Below are 17,741 nucleotides of genomic sequence, written 5' to 3'. Positions count from 1 at the left end.
CGAGACTATCGCAGGTTCGTCCTCTCGCTGGCTCTAGGATGGACAGGTGACTGAGCAGGAACTGACCCCCGCATCGACGCCCGCGGCCCCTCGACGGGTCGTCGTCGCTGAAGACGAATCGTTGATCCGCCTCGACATCGTCGAGATCCTCCGAGACAACGGCTTCGACGTCGTGGGCGAGGCCGGAGACGGTGAGACCGCCGTCCAGCTCGCCACTGAGCTGCGCCCCGACCTCGTCATCATGGACGTCAAGATGCCCGTACTCGACGGCATCAGCGCCGCCGAGAAGCTCGGCAAGAACCACGTCGCGCCCGTCGTGCTGCTGACCGCGTTCAGCCAGAAGGAGCTCGTCGAGCGGGCCAGCGAGGCCGGCGCTCTCGCGTACGTCGTCAAGCCGTTCACGCCCAACGACCTGCTGCCGGCCATCGAGATCGCGCTCGCCCGCTACGAGCAGATCATCACGCTCGAGGCCGAGGTCGCCGACATGGTCGAGCGCTTCGAGACCCGCAAGCTCGTCGACCGCGCCAAGGGCCTGCTGAACGAGAAGATGGGCCTGTCTGAGCCTGAGGCGTTCCGCTGGATCCAGAAGGCATCCATGGACCGTCGCCTCACGATGCAGGACGTCGCCAAGGCGATCATCGAGCAGCTCTCCCCGAAGAAGGGCTGACACCCCGCGCTGACGCCCCGCGCGGATGGTCGCATCCGCGAGACTGCACCGGTGCACCGAGACTGCAGCCCGTGCACGCAGTTTCGGCGCAGCACTGCAGTCTCGCGGTCAGAGCGACCGACGCGGCCGAGCGGTGCGAGCGACCGGCGGGGGATCGGGCGGGACGCCGCTCAGCGGTCCTTGATCATGTTGGTGATGCGGATCGTCGAGCAGCGGCGGCCCTGATCGTCGGTCACGACGATCTCGTGCACCGTGATCGAGCGGCCCAGGTGCACGGGCGTGCAGACGCCCGTCACGTAGCCCGAGGCCGCCGACCGGGTGTGCGTCGCGTTGATGTCGACGCCGACGGCGAGTCGCCCCGGCCCCGCGTGCAGGTTCGCCGCCATCGAGCCGAGCGACTCACCCAGCACGACGTAGGCGCCGCCGTGCAAGAGCCCCACCGGCTGCGTGTTGCCCTCGACGGGCATCGTGGCGACGGCGCGCTCGACGGTGAACTCGGTGAACTCGATGCCCATCTTCTGGGCGAGGGCTCCCATGCCGCGGGCCGTGGCCCATTCCAGACCCTCGGATGCCGTGGGGGTGCCCTGAGCTGTCATCGTCCACCTTCGGATGCGATCGGATGCGGGAGTGCGTGTCGCACCCCGCGTCTAGAGTTGCAGGGTGACGGACTCCGAAAAGCCTACCCTTCTCGTCGTCGACGGCCATTCGCTGGCCTACCGTGCGTTCTTCGCCCTGCCGGTCGACAACTTCTCGACGAAGGACGGGCAGCACACCAACGGCATCTACGGGTTCCTGTCGATGTTCGTCAATCTGCTCAAGGCCGAACGGCCCACCCACCTCGCGGTCGCGTTCGACACGTCGCGCCACTCCTTCCGCACCGACCAGTACCCCGAGTACAAGGCGACCCGGTCTGAGTCGCCGGCCGAGTTCAAGGGTCAGATCCCGCTGCTGCAGGACTGCCTCGCGGCGATGAACGTCACGGTGCTCACGAAGGAGGGCATCGAGGCCGACGACATCCTCGCGACGCTCGCCACGCAGGGCGCCGCAGCGGGCATGGACGTGCTCGTCTGCTCGGGCGACCGCGACACGATCCAGCTCGTCACCGATGACGTGACGCTGCTGTATCCGAGCGTGCAGGGCGTCTCGCAGCTCAAGCGCTACACGCCCGACGCGGTCGTCGAGAAGTACGGCCTGCCGCCCGCGAACTACCCCGACATCGCCGCGCTCGTCGGCGAGACCAGCGACAACCTGCCCGGCGTGCCGAAGGTGGGCGAGAAGACCGCCGTGAAGTGGTTGACGCAGTGGGGCAGTCTGGATGCCCTGATCGACAACGCCGACAAGATCACCGGTGTCGTCGGTGGCAACCTCCGCGAGCATCTCGACGACGTGCGCCGCAACCGGTCGCTGAACGCCCTGTTGCGCGACGTCGAGCTTCCCGTCACGCCCGCAGACCTCGCGGTACAGCCGATCGACGCGCAGGCCGTCCGCGACATCTTCGCGCGGCTCGAGTTCCGCACGCTGCTGCCGCGCGTGTTCGAGGCCGTCGGTGCCGATGCCGCCGATGTCGACGCGGCATCCGCCCCCGCCGTTGCCGCCCCCGTGCCCGCGCAGCTGGATGCCGCGGCTCTCGCCGACTGGGCCGCGTCTGCAACAGGTGAGCTGGCCGTGACGATCACGATCGAGGGGGGACTTCCGGCGCGTATCGGCATCGCATCGGCCGACGCTGCGGCCGAGGCCACGTGGACCGATGACGCCGCGGCCGCGCTTGGCCCGTGGCTCACCTCCGACGCGCCGAAGATCCTGACGGATTCCAAACCGCAGGTGAAGGCGCTGCGACGCGCCGGCGTCCGGCTGGGCGGACTCGTGTTCGACCCGATCCTCGCCGGCTGGCTGTTGCGCCCGAGCTTCCCCGACAAGACCCTCGGCGACCTGGTCGACCGCTACCTCGACGAGAAGCTGCCCGAGGCCGACCCCACCCAGCTCGTCCCCGAGACCGAGGGTGCGACGCCGTCACAGCTCGCCTGGTACGCGCTGCGGGTGACCGCACCGCTGCGCGATGAGATGCCCGCCCCCATCCTCACCGTGCTCACCGATATCGAGCTGCCGACGCTCGACACGCTCGCCGACATGGAGCTCGCGGGCGTCGCCGTCTCGCACGACAAGCTCTCCACGTTCTCGGCAGAGCTCGCCGACCGCGCTGAAGGTGTCGCGCAACTGGCGTTCGCCGAGATCGACCGTGAGGTCAACCTCGGCTCGCCCAAGCAGCTGCAGGAGGTGCTGTTCGAGCAGCTCCAGCTGCCCAAAACCCGCAAGACCAAGACCGGGTACTCGACGGATGCCGCGGCTCTCGCCGACCTGCAAGAGAGCGTCGACCACCCGTTCCTCGCCCTGCTGCTGCAGCACCGCGAGGCCACGAAACTCCGTCAGATCATCGAGTCGCTCGACACCGCGATCGACGCGACAGGTCGCATCCACACCACGTACCTGCAGACGGGCAGCCAGACCGGGCGTCTGTCGAGCACCGACCCCAACCTGCAGAACATCCCGATCCGCAGTGAGGAATCGCATCGGATCCGCGCGGCCTTCGAAGTCGGCGCCGGATACGAGACGCTCCTGACGGCCGACTACTCCCAGATCGAGATGCGCATCATGGCGCACCTGTCGGGCGACGCCGGACTCATCGAGGCGTTCAACTCGGGTGAAGACCTGCACCGCTTCGTCGGCTCGCGCGTGTTCGGTGTGGAACCGGCCGACGTCACGCCCGCCATGCGCACGAAGGTCAAGGCGATGAGCTACGGCCTGGTCTATGGCCTGAGCGCGTTCGGTCTGTCGAAGCAGTTGCGCATCGAGCAGGCCGAGGCCAAGCAGCTCATGACCGAGTACTTCGCGCGCTTCGGTGCGGTGCGCGACTATCTGCGCTCCTCCGTGCAGCAGGCCCGCATCGACGGCTACACCGAGACGATCTTCGGCAGGCGCCGGCCGTTCCCCGACCTCGGCAGCCCCAACCGCGTGCTTCGCGAGAACGCCGAACGCGCGGCGCTGAACGCTCCCATCCAGGGCAGCGCGGCCGACATCATGAAGCTCGCGCTCTTTCACATCCACGACCAACTGGTCGCAGACGGACTGACCTCGCGTGTGCTGCTGCAGATCCACGACGAACTGGTCATCGAGGTCGCGCCGGGCGAGTGGGATGCCGTCGAGAAGATCGTCCGCGACCGCATGGGCGACGCAGCGCAGCTCTCCGTGCCGTTGGATGTGCAGATCGGCCGCGGCGAGAACTGGGACGTCGCCGGGCACTGACCTCGGCGCGAGCCCCGCCGCGGGGCCACCGGCGCGACGCGTGGCCGCGCCGCAGGCCACCGGGTGGCGACACGGACGGTGCACTACCTATCCTCGAAGCATGACCGATACCCCACGTACGCCCACCCCCATCGACACGATCGCCGAGGGCTGGGTCGACACCGCAGCGGAGCTGGCCCCGAGTCTTGCGACCTACATCGGGCGCTTCGAGTACAACGACCGCTTGGGCGACCAGTCGCTCGCGGGCCACGAGAAGACGCTCGCAGCGGTGAAGGACACGCTCGCCACCCTGCAGGCGGCTGACCCCGTCGACGACGTGGACGTCGTCACGAAGGCAGACCTCTCGCGTGACCTCGAGCTCGACATCGCCCTGCACGAGGTGGGCGCCCACCTGCGCGACGTCAACGTGATCGCCTCGCCCGCGCAAGAGCTGCGCAATGTGTTCGACCTCATGCCGACCGCGACGGTCGAGGACTGGTCGGTCATCTCGACCCGTTTGGGCGCACTGCCCGGAGCCATCCGCGGCTACATCGAGACGCTGCGTGAGGGCATCGCGACGGGCGTCGTGCCCGCCCGTCGTCAGGTCACCGAAGTCGTGACGCAGATCGCCCGCTACACCGCCGACGGCGGCTTCTTCGCGGAGTTCACGAGCGAAGCTGCCCCCGCCGAAGGCCAGCTGCCCGCCTCGCTGGCGCGCGACCTCGCCACCAGCAGCAACGCCGCGCGCGTCGCCTACGATCAGCTGGCCGACTTCTTCACGCGCGAGCTGGCCCCCGCGGCATCCGAACAGGACGGCGTCGGGCGCGACCTGTACCAGCTGTACTCGCAACGGTTCCTCGGCGCGCAGATCGATCTGGACGAGACCTATGAGTGGGGCCTGGAAGAGTTGGCCCGAATGGTCGCCGAGCAAGAGGCGATCGCGAACGAGATCCTCCCCGGCGCGAGCGTCGAAGAGGCTGTCGCCTTCCTCGAGCAGGACGAGAGCCACAAGCTGCACGGCACCGAGGCGCTGCAGCGCTGGATGCAGGCCACGAGTGATCGCGCCATCGCCGAGCTCGGCAAGAGCCACTTCGACATCCCCGAGCCGATCCGCACGATCGAGTGCATGATCGCGCCGACGCACGAGGGCGGCATCTACTACACGGCCCCGACGGACGACTTCTCGCGCCCCGGTCGCATGTGGTGGTCGGTGCCGGAGGGCGTCGACTCCTTCGACACCTGGCGCGAGCTGACGACCGTCTACCACGAGGGTGTGCCGGGACACCACCTGCAGATCGCGCAGGCCGTGTACAACCGCAGCGAGCTCAACTCGTGGCGCCGCCTGCTGGCGGGGTCCAGCGGTCATGCCGAGGGCTGGGCGCTCTACGCCGAGCGCCTGATGGATCAGCTCGGCTACCTCGCCGACCCGGCCGACCGCCTGGGCATGCTCGACGGACAGCGCATGCGCGCCGCGCGCGTCGTGCTCGACATCGGGGTGCACCTGGGCAAGCCGCGTCCCGACGGAAACGGCGCGTGGGATGCCGACTACGCGCTCGAGTTCATGCGCCGCAACGTCAACATGCCCGACGAGTTCGTGCAGTTCGAGGTGAACCGCTACCTCGGCTGGCCGGGGCAGGCCCCCTCGTACAAGGTCGGCCAGCGCATCTGGGAGCAGATCCGCGACGAGACTGCGCAGCGCGAGGGCGCAGGCTTCGACATCAAGCGCTTCCACATGCGCGCCCTGCGCCTGGGTGGCGTCGGCCTCGAGACGCTGCGGATGGCACTGGCCCAGAGCTGACGGGAATGCCCGCAGGTCCCGGCGAGTTCCTATTCGTATGCATACAGTAGAGCTCGGTCTGGACACGTTCGGCGACATCACCATCGGCGAGGACGGACAGCGCGTCAGCGACGCGCAGACGATCCGCGACATCGTGGATCAGGCCGTCCTCGCCGACCAGGTGGGCCTGTCGTTCTTCGGGGTGGGGGAGCACCACCGGCACGAGTTCGCGGTGTCGAGCCCCGAACTGGTGCTCGCCGCGGCCGCCGCGCGCACCGAGCGGATCCACCTCGGCACGGCCGTCACGGTGCTCTCCAGCGACGACCCCGTGCGCGTGTACGAGCGCTTCGCGACGCTGGATGCCCTCTCACGCGGCCGCGCCGAAGTCATCCTGGGGCGTGGCTCGTTCATCGAGTCGTTCCCGCTGTTCGGCTACGACCTGAGCGACTACGAGGTGCTGTTCGAAGAGAAGCTCGACCTCTTCTCGCAGCTGATGGCAGAGAAGCCCGTCACCTGGCAGGGCACGACGCGCGCGTCGCTGACGGATGCCGACGTGTTCCCCAAGACCGAGAGCGGCATCACGGCGTGGGTGGGCGTCGGCGGCTCGCCCGAGTCGGTCGTGCGCACGGCGCGCTACGGGTACGGCCTCATGCTCGCGATCATCGGCGGATCCGCCGAGCGGTTCCGCCCGTATGTCGACCTGTACCACCGCTCGCTCGACTCGTTCGGACGCGACCGGATGCCGGTGGGCGTGCACTCACCCGGCCACATCGCCGACACCGACGCCCAGGCATGGGAGGAGCTGTACCCCGCGATGGAGGCCAACCGCAACGCGATCGGCGCCGAGCGCGGGTGGCCGCCGTACAGCCGCCTGCAGTTCCAGCACGACGTCGGGCCCGAGGGCGCGATCTACGCCGGTTCGCCCGAGACCGTGGCGCGCAAGATCGCGGCGACGGTCGCGACCCTCGGAGCCGACCGGTTCGACCTGAAGTACGCCAACGGCACGCTCTCGCACGGCAAGATGCTGCGCTCGATCGAGCTCTACGGCACAAAGGTCCTGCCCCTGGTGCATGACCTGCTGGCATCCGCGTGAGTAGCATGCATCCATGACGGATGCCCCCGAACGCACCGAATCCACTGTCGCAGGCCGACTGGACGCACTACCGTTCACGCGCGCGCACCTGAAGGTGCTCACCGGGTCGGGGCTCGGCTGGGCACTGGATGCCATGGACGTCGGCCTCGTCTCGTTCGTCCTCGCGGCGCTCGTCGCCGAGTGGTCACTGACGGGGGAGCAGGCCTCGTGGCTCGCGTCGGCGGGCTTCATCGGCATGGCGATCGGGGCGAGCCTGGGCGGACTTCTCGCTGACCGGTTCGGACGCCGGTCAGTATTTGCCGTGACGCTGCTCGTGTACGGGCTCGCAACCGGCGCGAGCGCCCTCGTCGGAGGACTCGCCGCGCTCATCGTGCTGCGAATCATCGTGGGGCTCGGCCTCGGCGCGGAACTGCCCGTCGCGAGCACGTACGTGAGCGAGTTCGCCCCGGCGCGTATCCGAGGGCGTGTGATCGTGATCCTCGAGGCCTTCTGGGCGGTCGGGTGGACGGCCGCGGCACTGATCGGCTACTTCGTCATCCCGAACCTCGACGACGGTTGGCGCTGGGCATTCGCGCTCGGTGCCATCCCCGCCGCGTACGCGCTGATCGTGCGCTGGGGCCTGCCCGAGTCGGCGCGCTGGCTCGAGCGCCGCGGGCGTCGCGCGGAGGCCGAGGTGGTCGTCGCGCAGTTCGAGGCTTCGGCGGCGGTCAGCGATGCGCAGCGTCGACGCGCGGCACCGGTCACGATGTCGACGGCGCCGGTCCGCGTTGCCGGTGGTCGCGTGGCGAACCTGTTCTCGGGCGAGTTCCGCATGCGCACGCTGGCGCTGTGGATCGTGTGGTTCTGCGTCAACTTCGCCTACTACGGGGCCTTCATCTGGATCCCGACGATCCTGTTCTCGCAGGGCTACGACCTCGTCCGCTCGTTCGGGTTCACGCTCCTCATCACCCTCGCGCAACTGCCCGGATACGCCGTCGCGGCGTGGCTCATCGAGGTGTGGGGGCGACGCACGACGCTGTCGGTGTTCCTGGTCGGATCGGCCGTGTCGGCGGTGCTGTTCGGCACGGCAACCGGTGCCGGGGGCATCATCGCGGCAGGAATGGCGCTGTCGTTCTTCAACCTGGGGGCGTGGGGTGCGCTGTACGCCGTGACGCCCGAGACGTACCCGACTTCGCTGCGCGCGACGGGAGCGGGCTGGGCCGCCGGTGTCGGACGCATCGCGTCGATCATCGCGCCGTTGAGCGTCCCGCCGCTGCTGGACCTCGGTGGTGCACCCCTGCTGTTCACGGTGTTCGCCGGGTTCTTCGTCCTCGCGGCGGCGGCAGCCTGGGCACTGGCGGATCGGCGCGGTGCGGCGCTCGACGACCGCTGATCGGTGCCGACCGGCGCAATGGTTTTACGGTCGTAGGCTCTTCTGGTGGCATCCATTCGTTTCGTCGCCATCGGCGACTCGTTTACCGAGGGTGTCGGGGATGAGCTCCCCGACGGACACGTGCGGGGCTGGGCCGACCTCGTGGCTCAGGGCTGGGCCGATTCGCGCGGCGAGTCGATCGAGTACGCGAACCTCGCGATCCGCGGCAAGCTCGTCTGGTCGATCGTCGAGCAGCAGCTCGAACCCGCGCTCGCCCTGAAGCCCACGCACCTGTCCTTCAACGGCGGCGGCAACGACATGCTGCGGCCGCGCACGTCGATCTCGCACATCGCCGATGCCTTCAGCCAGGTGCTGCGCCGCTGCGACGAGGAGGGCGTGCGGCTGATCCTGCTGTCGGGCGCGAACCCGTCGGCGCAGCTGCCGCTGGCCCGTGTGATCCAGCGCCGCGGCGATCTGATGTCGGAGGCGGTCGTGCAGCGGATGGACGGGCGCGCCGATGTCGTGCGCGCGCTGAACTGGCCGGATGCCGAGCTGTCGGACCCCTCGTTCTGGTCAGAGGACCGCCTGCACATGAACAGCCGTGGGCACCACCGCGTCGCCGCGCGGGTCCTCGACGCGCTGGGGGAGCGGGTGCCCGACGGGTGGTGGTCACAGCCGGAACTGCCGGATGCCACAGCACTCGGCCGGCGCGACTACCTGCGCGAGCACCTCGGACCGTGGGTCAAGCGGCGGCTCACCGGCACGTCGTCCGGCGACGGGCGGGAGCCGAAGTTCGGCGGCGGGTGGATCGCGGTCGAGCCGCGCTGACGCGCGCCGGCCTGGGACCGGCCTGGCGCCGTCAGTGGGTGCGACGGGGCTTGCGCGGCTGATCCATGCCGACGTGCACGCGGGTCTTGCGGCGTTCGATCACGATGAAGACCCACCCGGCGATCCACAGCGGGAACTGCGTGAGGAACGCGAGGCGGAACGCGTCGAGCCGGTAGGTCGCGGGAGTGCCGGCGCCCTGCAGGTCGAGGGCGAGCCCGATCAGGAAGATCGCGATGAGCGCCGCGAGGAATCCGCCCACGTTCGTGATGCCTGTTGCGGTGCTGAGGCGGTGCGCGGGATTGTGGGTGCGCGCGTGGTCGAAGGCGATCATCGACGCGGGCCCGCCCATCGCGAGCGCGAAGGCGAGCACGTACATGAGCCACACCGGAGCGGGGCCCGGCCAGAGGATCACGACCGTCCAGGCGATCACCTGTGTCGCGACCGCGGGCAGCACCAGGACGCGCGAGCGGCGGTTCGGGATCCGCTGCGACAAAGCGCCCATGACGGGGCCGAGAAGCATGCCGATCGCGACATATACCGAGGTGACGGCCGTCGCGTCTGCGCGGCTGAGCCCTTCACCGGCGGTGAGGAACGGCACGCCCCACAGCAAGATGAACGCGGTGCCGGCGAACGGCGCCGTGAAGTGCGACCAGAACGCCAGGCGCGTGCCCGGGTGCGCCCAGGCGGCGCGGATGCCGACGCCGGTGTCCATCGACGACTGCACGACGCGGATCACGCCCGTGTCGGTGTTGACGGTGACGTCGGCGTCGCGCTCGGGCGGGTGGTTGCGGATGACGAGCGCGACGAGGATCGCGAACAGCACGCACAGCCCCGCAATCGACCCGAACGTGATCGACCAGGTCGTCGCGTGCAGGAGCGCCGCAAGCGGCGCGAGCGACAGCAGTTGCCCCGCTTGGCCCACGAGGCCCGTCATCTGACTCATGACGGGGCCGCGCTGAGCGGGGAACCACGTGGCGACCAGGCGCAGGACGGCGGGGAAGATCGCCGCGTCGCCGGCACCCAGCAGCGCGCGGGCAAGGATCGCGACGCCGACACTGGGGGAGACGGCCATCGTCAGCTGCCCGACGGCCATCAGCAGCATGCCGACCGTCATGATCGGGCGCGCGCCGTAGCGATCCAGTAGCAGGCCCACCGGGATCTGCATGCCGCCGTACACCGCGAGCTGCACGACGGCGAACATCGAGAGGGTCGCGGCGTCGGCGTTGAACCGGTCGGCGGCATCCACCCCCACGGCAGACAGCGAGCTGCGGTTGACGACGGCGAGCATGTACGCGATGACGCCGACCGTCCAGATGAGCCAGCCGCGCCATCCGGGTCCGGAGCTGACGACAGGGACCCGATTCACGCTCACCCTCCTACGCTACTCGCGTCTACGAGGCGCTATGTCCCGCAGCTGCGCCAGCGCGTGGGCGCGAGTGTGGGAGGGTTCTCGGGTGCGCGATTTCGAGATGGTGACGCTTCCCGCTGGTGCGGTGACGCTGCACGATGCTCGCCGCAAGCTGCGTCGGACGGTCGAGCTCGAACCGTTCGAGATCGGCACCTTCGCGGTGATGCAGGAGCAGGCTGCCGAAATGCTGGGGGAGTCGGCGCGGCATCCGCGCCGTCCCGTCGCCGACGTGAGCTGGCTGCGCGCGGTGCGTCTGTGCAACGCGGCCTCCGAGTGGGAGGGACTCGACCCGGCGTACTCGTTCGACGGCGAGGACGTGACGTGGCACGTGGATGCCGACGGGTTCCGCCTGCCGACCGAGGCGGAGTGGGAGTACGCGTGCCGCGCCGGATCGACCGGGGCGCACTATGGTCCACTCGCCGAGATCGCCTGGACGGCCGCCGACGGCGTGGGGCATCCGCAGGATGTCGGCGGCAAGCTGCCGAACCTCAACGGTCTGTTCGACACCCTCGGGAACGTGTGGGAGTGGTGCTGGGATCTGCTCGATCCTGGTCGGTATGCGGACTACCGGGTGTTCCGAGGCGGCGGATTCGCTGACGACGCGTGGAGCGCGCGGGCGGGCACGCGGCGCGGGGGAGCACCGCGCATGCACCACGAGGACGTCGGCCTGCGGCTGGCCCGCGGTGGGTTCGATGCCGTGGACGAGGCGCAGGGCTGGTCGGCCGCCGTCGACCGCGAGCGCGCACTCGGCGACGGTCCGTTGCCGAGCGGATGGACGCCGTTGCGCTGAGGCCGCTACCGAGGCTCGGTGGCCGTCGGCGGAACCGGTGCATACTCGGAGCCCGAGCGTGTGCGCTCGAGCAGCTCGTGATCGACCAGGTACCGCCGGAGGACGGCGACGTCGCCGCCGGGTGCATACGGCTCGAGTCGGGTGTTCACGTCGGCTTCGGTGAGCATGTCGTCGGGGGAGAAGGCGCGCTCGGCCACCCATTCGAGCAGGCCGCGGCGATCGTCGTCCCTGAGTGGGTAGCGGTCGATGCGTCCTTCGCGGTCGAGGAAGCGCTCCGGCCCGGCCGGTCGCGGCTTGGGCGTGAGCAGGGCTCGCACGGCGTCGCTGTCGAAGACGACGGCATCCTGCTCTGTGCGGACGAGCCCCAGCTGCTCGAGCCGCGCCACCGCGCGTTCGCGGCGCGCGGGCGTCAGCGGGGCATCTGGCACCGTCTCGGCCAGCACGGCACGGAGGTCATCGTTGAGCAGCGCAGCCACAACGCCCCGCCAACGTTCCGGTTCACTACTCGTCACCCACCCACGGTAGCGCCGGTGTCTCCGAGTATGGACGGTCGCGCGCTGATCACGGGCAACTGCCGTGTGCGGCCCATGCTGTCGCCGCAATGTGAATCGGGCCGGCGCCGAGATCAGACCGTGCGCGCTGACTGACGCGTTCGCGGTCAGCGGGGGAGAGCGCGGCGAGCTGGCGGCCGGCAGGAGCGACGCCGTGCGTGTACGGCTCCCACCACTCGTCGAACGTCGGGAACGCAACCTGAACCGACAGTTCCGTTGCGGCGATATCGCGGCATCCGGCTCTCCGCAGCAGCGCGTCGAGCTCGCCCCGGCGACTGCCGACCCGCTCGGTCTCGTCTTCGACATCGGGATGCACGGCCGCGAATGCGCGGAAGAAGCCAGTCTGCGGCGCGCGGCCGCCCGCGAAGTCCCACACGCACGCCGCGACCACACCGCCTGGGCGCGTCACGCGCACCATTTCGCGGACACCGGCCGCGGCATCCGTCATAAAGTGCACGACCAGTTCGGCGAGCGTCACGTCGAAGGCATCGTCGGGGTAGGGCAGCGACTCAGCGGACGCGTGGCGCACATCGACGCCCGTGAAGCGCTCGCGCACCGCGGACACGAAGGAATCGGACGGATCGACAGCGGCCACGCCGCCCGCGCCGAGGCGCGCCACGAGTTCGCGCGTCAACGCGCCCGTGCCGCAGCCGACATCGAGCGCTCGACCCGGCGGCGCGACGCCGGCCAAGTCCGCCAGCAGCACAGCGAGCGGCACCGAGAACCGGCCCATGAAGGTGTCGTACGCCTCCGCGGCGACGTCGAACGACATGGCGCGCAGTCTACGTCGCACGCAGCGTCACGACACCGGCCGTCCCGCAGAGGAGGTGTTCTCGACGTGAGCTGACATAATGTGCATTATCGGCGTTATGCCGAACGGCGTTACAGCGCCGACGAGACGTCGGTCTGCGCGAAATCGTCGCCCTTGTACAGCAGTGGCACGTCCACGCTCTTCGCCAGTGCGTAGGAGATGCAGTCACCGAAGTCCAGGGATGCCGCGTGACGGCCGCGACCGAATCGTCGCCATGCGGCGAACGCCAGCGCCGACTGACGATCGTCGAATGCCACCACCTCGGCATCCACGCTGTGCAGCAGTCGATCGAGATCGGTCGTTGCGGCATCGCCCTGACGAGCCTGCACGACCATCCTCGCCTCGAGCACCGTGGCGGCACTCACCTGAACTGCTCCTGCGTGCGCACGCATGACGGCAGACAGCGCCGGCGCGTCGGCCTCACCGAAGACGATCGCGGCGATGGCTGAACTGTCGACGACGATGGCCATCAGGCGGGCAGCCCATTCTCGTCATAGCCGACGATGTCGTCCGGCTCGCGCTCGTCGACGACAGCCCGTGCACGCCCACGTGCGATGATCCCGTCGATCTCGGCGCGCATCGCCGCCTCGGCGCCACTGGCTCGTACGCGCCGCAGGCGCTCTTCCATCGCGATGCGCACCGCGACGGTGATGGACTCCCCCGTTGCAGCCGAAAGTTCGCGCGCGATGCGGTCGGTCTCCGGGTCCTTGATATTGAGCGCCATGCGGACGAGTCTACCCGGCTAGGAAGAAAGGAGGAAGAGCAGGAAGAAACGCCAAGCGGGCCGTAGGCTCGAATAATGCTGGAGACACTCACCGGGTTCGTCGTGGTCGGTGTCGCCATCGTCGTCGGCTACATCCTCGGGCGCATAGATCTGCTCGGACCCCACGCACGCCATGTGCTGAGTCGGCTGACGTTCTTCGTGCTCTCGCCGTTCCTGCTGTTCGTCGTGCTCGCGCAGGCTGACGTCCACACGCTGTTCTCGGCGCTGCTTCCTGTGTCGGCGATCGCCGCCCTCGTGATCTTCGCGATCTACGCGTTCGTCGCGCGGTTCGTATGGCACCGCGATGTCGCGGAGACGCTCGTCGGAACACTCTCGGCCGGGCAGGTCAACTCCAACAACATCGGCATCCCGCTGTCGTTGTATCTGCTCGGCAGCGCGGCGTATCCCGCCCCCGTGATCCTGCTGCAGCTGCTCGCCTTCACGCCGGTGTCGATGGCTATCTTCGAGTCCGTGACCGCCGGGCAGCGCAGCGCCTTCCCAATCCTGCGGCGCACCGTCACCAACCCGATCGTGCTCGGCTCGGCACTCGGCGTTGTTGTCGCCCTCACCGGATGGCAGATGCCGCCCATCGTGATCGAGCCGCTGCAGCTCATCGCCAACGCGTGCGTGCCGGTGCTGCTGATCAGCTACGGGATCTCGTTGCACGGTCAGCGTGTGCTCGGGGCATCCGGCCGGCGCCGCGACATCCTGTTCGCGTCCGCGCTCAAGCTCATCGCGATGCCGCTCGTCGCCTGGGCGACCGCCGCGTTCGTCTTCCACCTCGACGCGCAGGGAGTGCTGATCGTGACGGTGTTGGCGGCGCTGCCCACGGCGCAGAACGTCTTCAACTATGCGCAGCGGTTCGACGTCGGCGAGACGATCGCCCGCGACTCGGTGTTCCTGACGACCGTCGGCTGCGTTCCGGTGCTGATCGCGATCACTCTCCTGCTCGGCGGGTGAACGATCGGCGGAAATCCCCCGGATCGGGCGAACACAGCGCTAGCCTGAGGTCAGCTCCTTCACAGGAGACTTCCAGAAAGGGCTTCTCATGACCACCGATTCACTCGAAGGGGCTGCCAAGAACGGCATCCGGACCGCACTCGGTCTGGGCGGCGTGCTGTCGGTCATCCTCGGTATCCTCATCCTCGTCTGGCCGGGCAAGACGGCGATGGTCGTCACGGCCATCATCGCCATCTACGCCATCGTCGCCGGGCTCATCTACGCCGGCCTCGGCATCTTCACGGCCGGTCGCGGCGGCTGGTCGCGTCTCGGACACATCCTGCTCGGCGTGCTCTTCGTGATCGCCGGCATCGTCGCGTTCATGAACCTGGGCGCGACGACGGTGTGGCTGGCCGCCTTCCTCGGCATCCTCGTGGGAGTCATGTGGATCATCGAGGGCGTCGTTTCGCTCAGCACGCTCAGCCTCGCCCCGTCGAAGGGCTGGACGCTCTTCTTCGCGATCATCTCGATCATCGCCGGTATCGTCCTGCTGTTCTCGCCCATCATGGGTGCGGTGACGCTGTGGTGGCTGCTGGGCATCTCGGCCATCGTGCTGGGTGTCATCCAGATCTTCCGCGCCTTCTCGTTCGGCAAGTAAGACACACAGAAGAAGCGCTCCGCGGCACAGGATGCCTCGGGGCGCTTCTTCATGCCTGACGGCCGAAAGTGCCGCCGATCAGCCGACCGGCAGATGACGCTGCCACCACTCCAGCACCGCCTCGAACCGCTCGACGCGGTGCCGCGGTCGCCCCGATCGAGTGAGCTCGTGGTCTTCGCCCGGGAAGATCAGCATCTCGGCCTCGGTCCCCTGACGCTTCAGCGCCGTGTAGTAGCGCGTCGCCTGCTCGAGCGGGCAACGGAAATCGAGCTCCGAGTGCAGCACGAGTGTCGGCGTACGCACCTGGCCGACGACGGCCATGGGGCTCTGTGCGGCCATCAGGGCGGGATCTGTGCCCACATATTCGTCGCCGAAGAACGAGCCGATGTCACTCGTACCCTGGAACGTCACCGGGTCGAGGAACCCCCGCTCGACGATCGCCGCGGCGAAGCGGTGCTCGTGCGCGATCGTCCACGCCGTGAGGTACCCGCCGTACGAGCCGCCCATGATGCCGACCCGTTCGGGGTCGAGCCGGGCGTCGCCGGCGAGGGCGCCGCCCAGGAAGTCCATGACATCGTGGAAGTCGACCGTGCCCATCGCACCCCGGATGCTGCGGCCGTGCGCACGTCCGTACCCGGCACTCCCCCGCGGATTGCAGTACACGACCGCGTAGCCGGCGTCAACGAGCACCTGCGTCTCGTCGAACACATGTATGCCGTAGCTGGCATATGGCCCGCCGTGGATCTGCAGGATGACGGGGAACGGCCCCTCCCCTGCTGGTGTCGCCACCCACCCGTGGATCGGGTAGCCGTCGCGGCCGGTGATCTCACGCTCCTCCGGCACGACGATGCCGGTTTCGCGCAGGGGTGCAGCGAAGTCGGTGAGCGCACCGGTACCGGCGAGCACCAGGTCGCCGAACGAGACGGGTGTCGCGACGGATGCCACGATCCGCTCCCCCGCCGACGCGTGTCCGTTCACCTCGACGAGTCCGTCGAGGACGGCGCTCACGTCACCGGAACGGGTCACGCGCAGCAGCGACACCGTGCCACGCGACCGGTTCTGCACGAGGAAGTCGTCGCCGATGACGCCGATGTGCGAGCCGCCCTCGCCGAGGTCGACGGTCTCGGGGTCGGTGAGGGCACGCAGTCCGTCTTCTTCGAGCAGGTACAGTGCGACGCCGGGAGCGATGAAGTCGACACCGCCTGACCCGACGCCGTCGGCGAGGACCGCGATCGTGCCGTCGGCGGCGATGGCCACATCGCCGATCGACAGGTCAGCGTCGCGAGCGATCAGGTCGCGAGACCCCGATCCGTCGACGGCCACCGCGATCAGCGGCGTGCGCAGGTCGCGCCGGGCATCCTCGATCTCATCGAGCACCGTGAGGATCTCGGAACCGTCGGCGGTGAAGGTCACACCATGATGCGAGACGGGACCGCTCGTCAAGGCGCGGGCCTCGGCGGTGACGACCCGGGGCGCGGGTGCCTGCTCGCCTTCGGGACGGACCACGGGAGCGGCGTCGTAGAACGGCTCGGCGTCGACATCGGGCACGGCGACGATGAACACGTGCGACGGGCGGTCGGCCACGTAGCCGAGTCCGTTCGCGTGCCAGCGGATGCCCGTGACACGACGCGGCGATTCGCTCGCGGCATCCAGCTTCTCGACCGTGCCGTAGCGGCCCGCCTCGGCGACACGGGAGGTGAACGCGAGCTGCGTGCCGTCCGGTGACCAGGCGAACTCACCCACGCCACCCTGCGCTGCCGTCGCCTGCACCGGCTCACCACCGGTCGCGCGCACGACGAAGATCTGGCCTGCACCGGTGGCATCCGCTCGCACGAACGCCACCAGCGACCCGTCCGGAGACAGCGCAGGCTGTCGGTCCGCGATACCGCGGGTCACGCGGCGCAGAGCACCGCCGTCCAGTTCGACGCGCCACAGCTGTCCTACGTTGCGATTCGCCGCGATGTCGGGACGAGATGTCGCGAACACTGCGAAAGAACCGTCGGGCGCGATCGTGGGCCGGCCGACGGCGACGAGCTTCTCGATGTCGACGGCGCGCACGCTCACTCCCCTCCGAACGAGCTCACATCTCCGACCAGGCGCGTGTTGTCGCTCGGGACCGGATCGACGGCGGCGAGGGCGACTTCGGCGGCGAACTCGGCGACGTTGTAGAGCTTGCCGGCCGACTCGCGGCGCTGTGCGATCGCACCGGGGTTGGCGCGCTCGAGCAGCGTCGCCGTGATCGTGCCCTCGATCATGTCGCCCGAGACGACCACGAACTCGATGCCCTTTTCAGTGAGGGCGGGGATCCGCTCGCGCAGTGCGTCTTCGCCGGCGCGCTTGGAGAGCGCGACGGGCTCGTACTCGGGCATCGTCGGCGTCGTGCGGATGAAGTGGGCCTGGTGGCTCGTGACGAACACGACACGCGACCCGTCACCGAGCAGCGGCAGCGCGGCATCGAGCACATTCAACTGCGCGTCGCGGTTGAGGACGAGCGCGTAGTCCTCGGCCATGCCGCTCTCCATGCCACCCGAGGCGTTGAGTACCAGAAGGTCGAGCCCGCCGAACGTGTCGTGGATCTGCGTCATCATGTCGGCGACGGATGCCGGGTCGGTGAGATCGGCGCCGACGACGAGCGCTTCGACACCCAGTTCGCGCAACTGTGCGGCGAGCTTCTCTGCCCGCGGGGCCTTGTTGCGGAAGTTGATGACGACGTTCGCGCCCGCCTGCGCGAGGTAGGTCACCGTGTCGGCGCCCACGCCCCGCGACGAGCCCGTGACGAGGGCGGTCTTTCCGGTGAGCGAGCCGGCGGCGAGGGGCTGAGACATG

General features: G+C 69.0%; 17 protein-coding genes. 9 read left to right on the top strand and 8 right to left on the bottom strand.

The features are described 5' to 3' along the window. Nucleotides 1-46 precede the first annotated feature (46 nt). The gene (locus BGO46_RS06335) at nucleotides 47-667 is read left to right on the top strand and encodes a response regulator (protein WP_292677010.1); all 621 of its coding nucleotides are present in this window, start codon (nucleotides 47-49) and stop codon (nucleotides 665-667) included. A gap of 170 nt (nucleotides 668-837) precedes the next feature. Here the strand turns inward: BGO46_RS06335 and BGO46_RS06330 are convergent, their stop codons facing one another. Further along, nucleotides 838-1,263 (bottom strand): hotdog fold thioesterase, encoded by a 426-nt coding sequence (locus BGO46_RS06330; RefSeq protein WP_292677012.1) that lies wholly within the window; start codon nucleotides 1,261-1,263, stop codon nucleotides 838-840. 64 nt (nucleotides 1,264-1,327) lie between these two features. On the opposite strand from BGO46_RS06330, the gene polA reads away from it, so the two are divergent. The 5 genes from polA to BGO46_RS06305 all read left to right on the top strand — a co-directional run bounded on the left by polA (nucleotide 1,328) and on the right by BGO46_RS06305 (nucleotide 8,995). After that, nucleotides 1,328-3,967, top strand: a complete 2,640-nt coding sequence (gene polA, locus BGO46_RS06325) for a DNA polymerase I (RefSeq protein ID WP_292677014.1) — start codon at nucleotides 1,328-1,330, stop codon at nucleotides 3,965-3,967. Between the two features lie 100 nt (nucleotides 3,968-4,067). Continuing rightward, nucleotides 4,068-5,744 (top strand): DUF885 domain-containing protein, encoded by a 1,677-nt coding sequence (locus tag BGO46_RS06320; RefSeq protein ID WP_292677016.1) that lies wholly within the window; start codon nucleotides 4,068-4,070, stop codon nucleotides 5,742-5,744. A gap of 37 nt (nucleotides 5,745-5,781) precedes the next feature. Beyond that, entirely contained in the window at nucleotides 5,782-6,816 is a 1,035-nt protein-coding gene (locus tag BGO46_RS06315) for an LLM class flavin-dependent oxidoreductase (protein WP_292677019.1), read from the top strand. 13 nt (nucleotides 6,817-6,829) lie between these two features. Then, nucleotides 6,830-8,188 (top strand): MFS transporter, encoded by a 1,359-nt coding sequence (locus BGO46_RS06310; RefSeq protein ID WP_292677021.1) that lies wholly within the window; start codon nucleotides 6,830-6,832, stop codon nucleotides 8,186-8,188. Between the two features lie 45 nt (nucleotides 8,189-8,233). Further along, a complete protein-coding gene (locus BGO46_RS06305) occupies nucleotides 8,234-8,995 on the top strand; it encodes an SGNH/GDSL hydrolase family protein (protein ID WP_292677023.1) in 762 nt (253 codons plus the stop codon). Between the two features lie 31 nt (nucleotides 8,996-9,026). On the opposite strand, the gene BGO46_RS06300 is transcribed toward BGO46_RS06305, so the two are convergent. Beyond that, the gene (locus BGO46_RS06300; protein ID WP_292677194.1) at nucleotides 9,027-10,283 is read right to left on the bottom strand and encodes an MFS transporter; all 1,257 of its coding nucleotides are present in this window, start codon (nucleotides 10,281-10,283) and stop codon (nucleotides 9,027-9,029) included. A 166-nt stretch (nucleotides 10,284-10,449) separates the two neighbouring features. On the opposite strand from BGO46_RS06300, the gene BGO46_RS06295 reads away from it, so the two are divergent. Continuing rightward, the gene (locus tag BGO46_RS06295; RefSeq protein ID WP_292677025.1) at nucleotides 10,450-11,193 is read left to right on the top strand and encodes an SUMF1/EgtB/PvdO family nonheme iron enzyme; all 744 of its coding nucleotides are present in this window, start codon (nucleotides 10,450-10,452) and stop codon (nucleotides 11,191-11,193) included. 5 nt (nucleotides 11,194-11,198) lie between these two features. Here the strand turns inward: BGO46_RS06295 and BGO46_RS06290 are convergent, their stop codons facing one another. From BGO46_RS06290 to BGO46_RS06275, 4 genes are all read right to left on the bottom strand, one after another. Next, nucleotides 11,199-11,669 (bottom strand): DUF2087 domain-containing protein, encoded by a 471-nt coding sequence (locus BGO46_RS06290; RefSeq protein ID WP_292677026.1) that lies wholly within the window; start codon nucleotides 11,667-11,669, stop codon nucleotides 11,199-11,201. An 85-nt stretch (nucleotides 11,670-11,754) separates the two neighbouring features. Continuing rightward, entirely contained in the window at nucleotides 11,755-12,516 is a 762-nt protein-coding gene (locus tag BGO46_RS06285) for a methyltransferase domain-containing protein (RefSeq protein ID WP_292677028.1), read from the bottom strand. Between the two features lie 110 nt (nucleotides 12,517-12,626). Continuing rightward, nucleotides 12,627-13,025 (bottom strand): type II toxin-antitoxin system VapC family toxin, encoded by a 399-nt coding sequence (locus tag BGO46_RS06280; protein WP_292677030.1) that lies wholly within the window; start codon nucleotides 13,023-13,025, stop codon nucleotides 12,627-12,629. Further along, nucleotides 13,025-13,279 (bottom strand): type II toxin-antitoxin system VapB family antitoxin, encoded by a 255-nt coding sequence (locus BGO46_RS06275; protein WP_292677032.1) that lies wholly within the window; start codon nucleotides 13,277-13,279, stop codon nucleotides 13,025-13,027. Before BGO46_RS06275 ends, BGO46_RS06280 begins: the two co-directional genes overlap by 1 nt. Before the next feature lie 75 nt (nucleotides 13,280-13,354). On the opposite strand from BGO46_RS06275, the gene BGO46_RS06270 reads away from it, so the two are divergent. Together BGO46_RS06270 and BGO46_RS06265 are read left to right on the top strand one after the other, a co-directional pair. Then, nucleotides 13,355-14,278 carry an AEC family transporter gene (locus BGO46_RS06270; RefSeq protein ID WP_292677034.1) on the top strand — a complete coding sequence of 308 codons (924 nt, stop codon included), beginning with the start codon at nucleotides 13,355-13,357 and terminating at the stop codon, nucleotides 14,276-14,278. 88 nt (nucleotides 14,279-14,366) lie between these two features. Continuing rightward, nucleotides 14,367-14,915 carry a DUF308 domain-containing protein gene (locus BGO46_RS06265; protein ID WP_292677036.1) on the top strand — a complete coding sequence of 183 codons (549 nt, stop codon included), beginning with the start codon at nucleotides 14,367-14,369 and terminating at the stop codon, nucleotides 14,913-14,915. A 78-nt stretch (nucleotides 14,916-14,993) separates the two neighbouring features. Here BGO46_RS06265 and BGO46_RS06260 read toward each other — a convergent pair whose 3' ends face one another. Together BGO46_RS06260 and BGO46_RS06255 are read right to left on the bottom strand one after the other, a co-directional pair. Next, nucleotides 14,994-16,973, bottom strand: a complete 1,980-nt coding sequence (locus BGO46_RS06260; protein WP_292677038.1) for a S9 family peptidase — start codon at nucleotides 16,971-16,973, stop codon at nucleotides 14,994-14,996. Between the two features lie 2 nt (nucleotides 16,974-16,975). Next, nucleotides 16,976-17,740, bottom strand: coding sequence for an SDR family oxidoreductase (locus BGO46_RS06255; RefSeq protein ID WP_292677040.1), 765 nt, complete (start codon nucleotides 17,738-17,740; stop codon nucleotides 16,976-16,978). Nucleotide 17,741 lies beyond the last annotated feature (1 nt).

It is taken from the genome of Microbacterium sp. 70-16, assembly GCF_001898315.1.
Taxonomy (GTDB): Bacteria; Actinomycetota; Actinomycetes; order Actinomycetales; family Microbacteriaceae; genus Microbacterium.
This window is presented reverse-complemented; position numbering and strand designations above follow the sequence as displayed.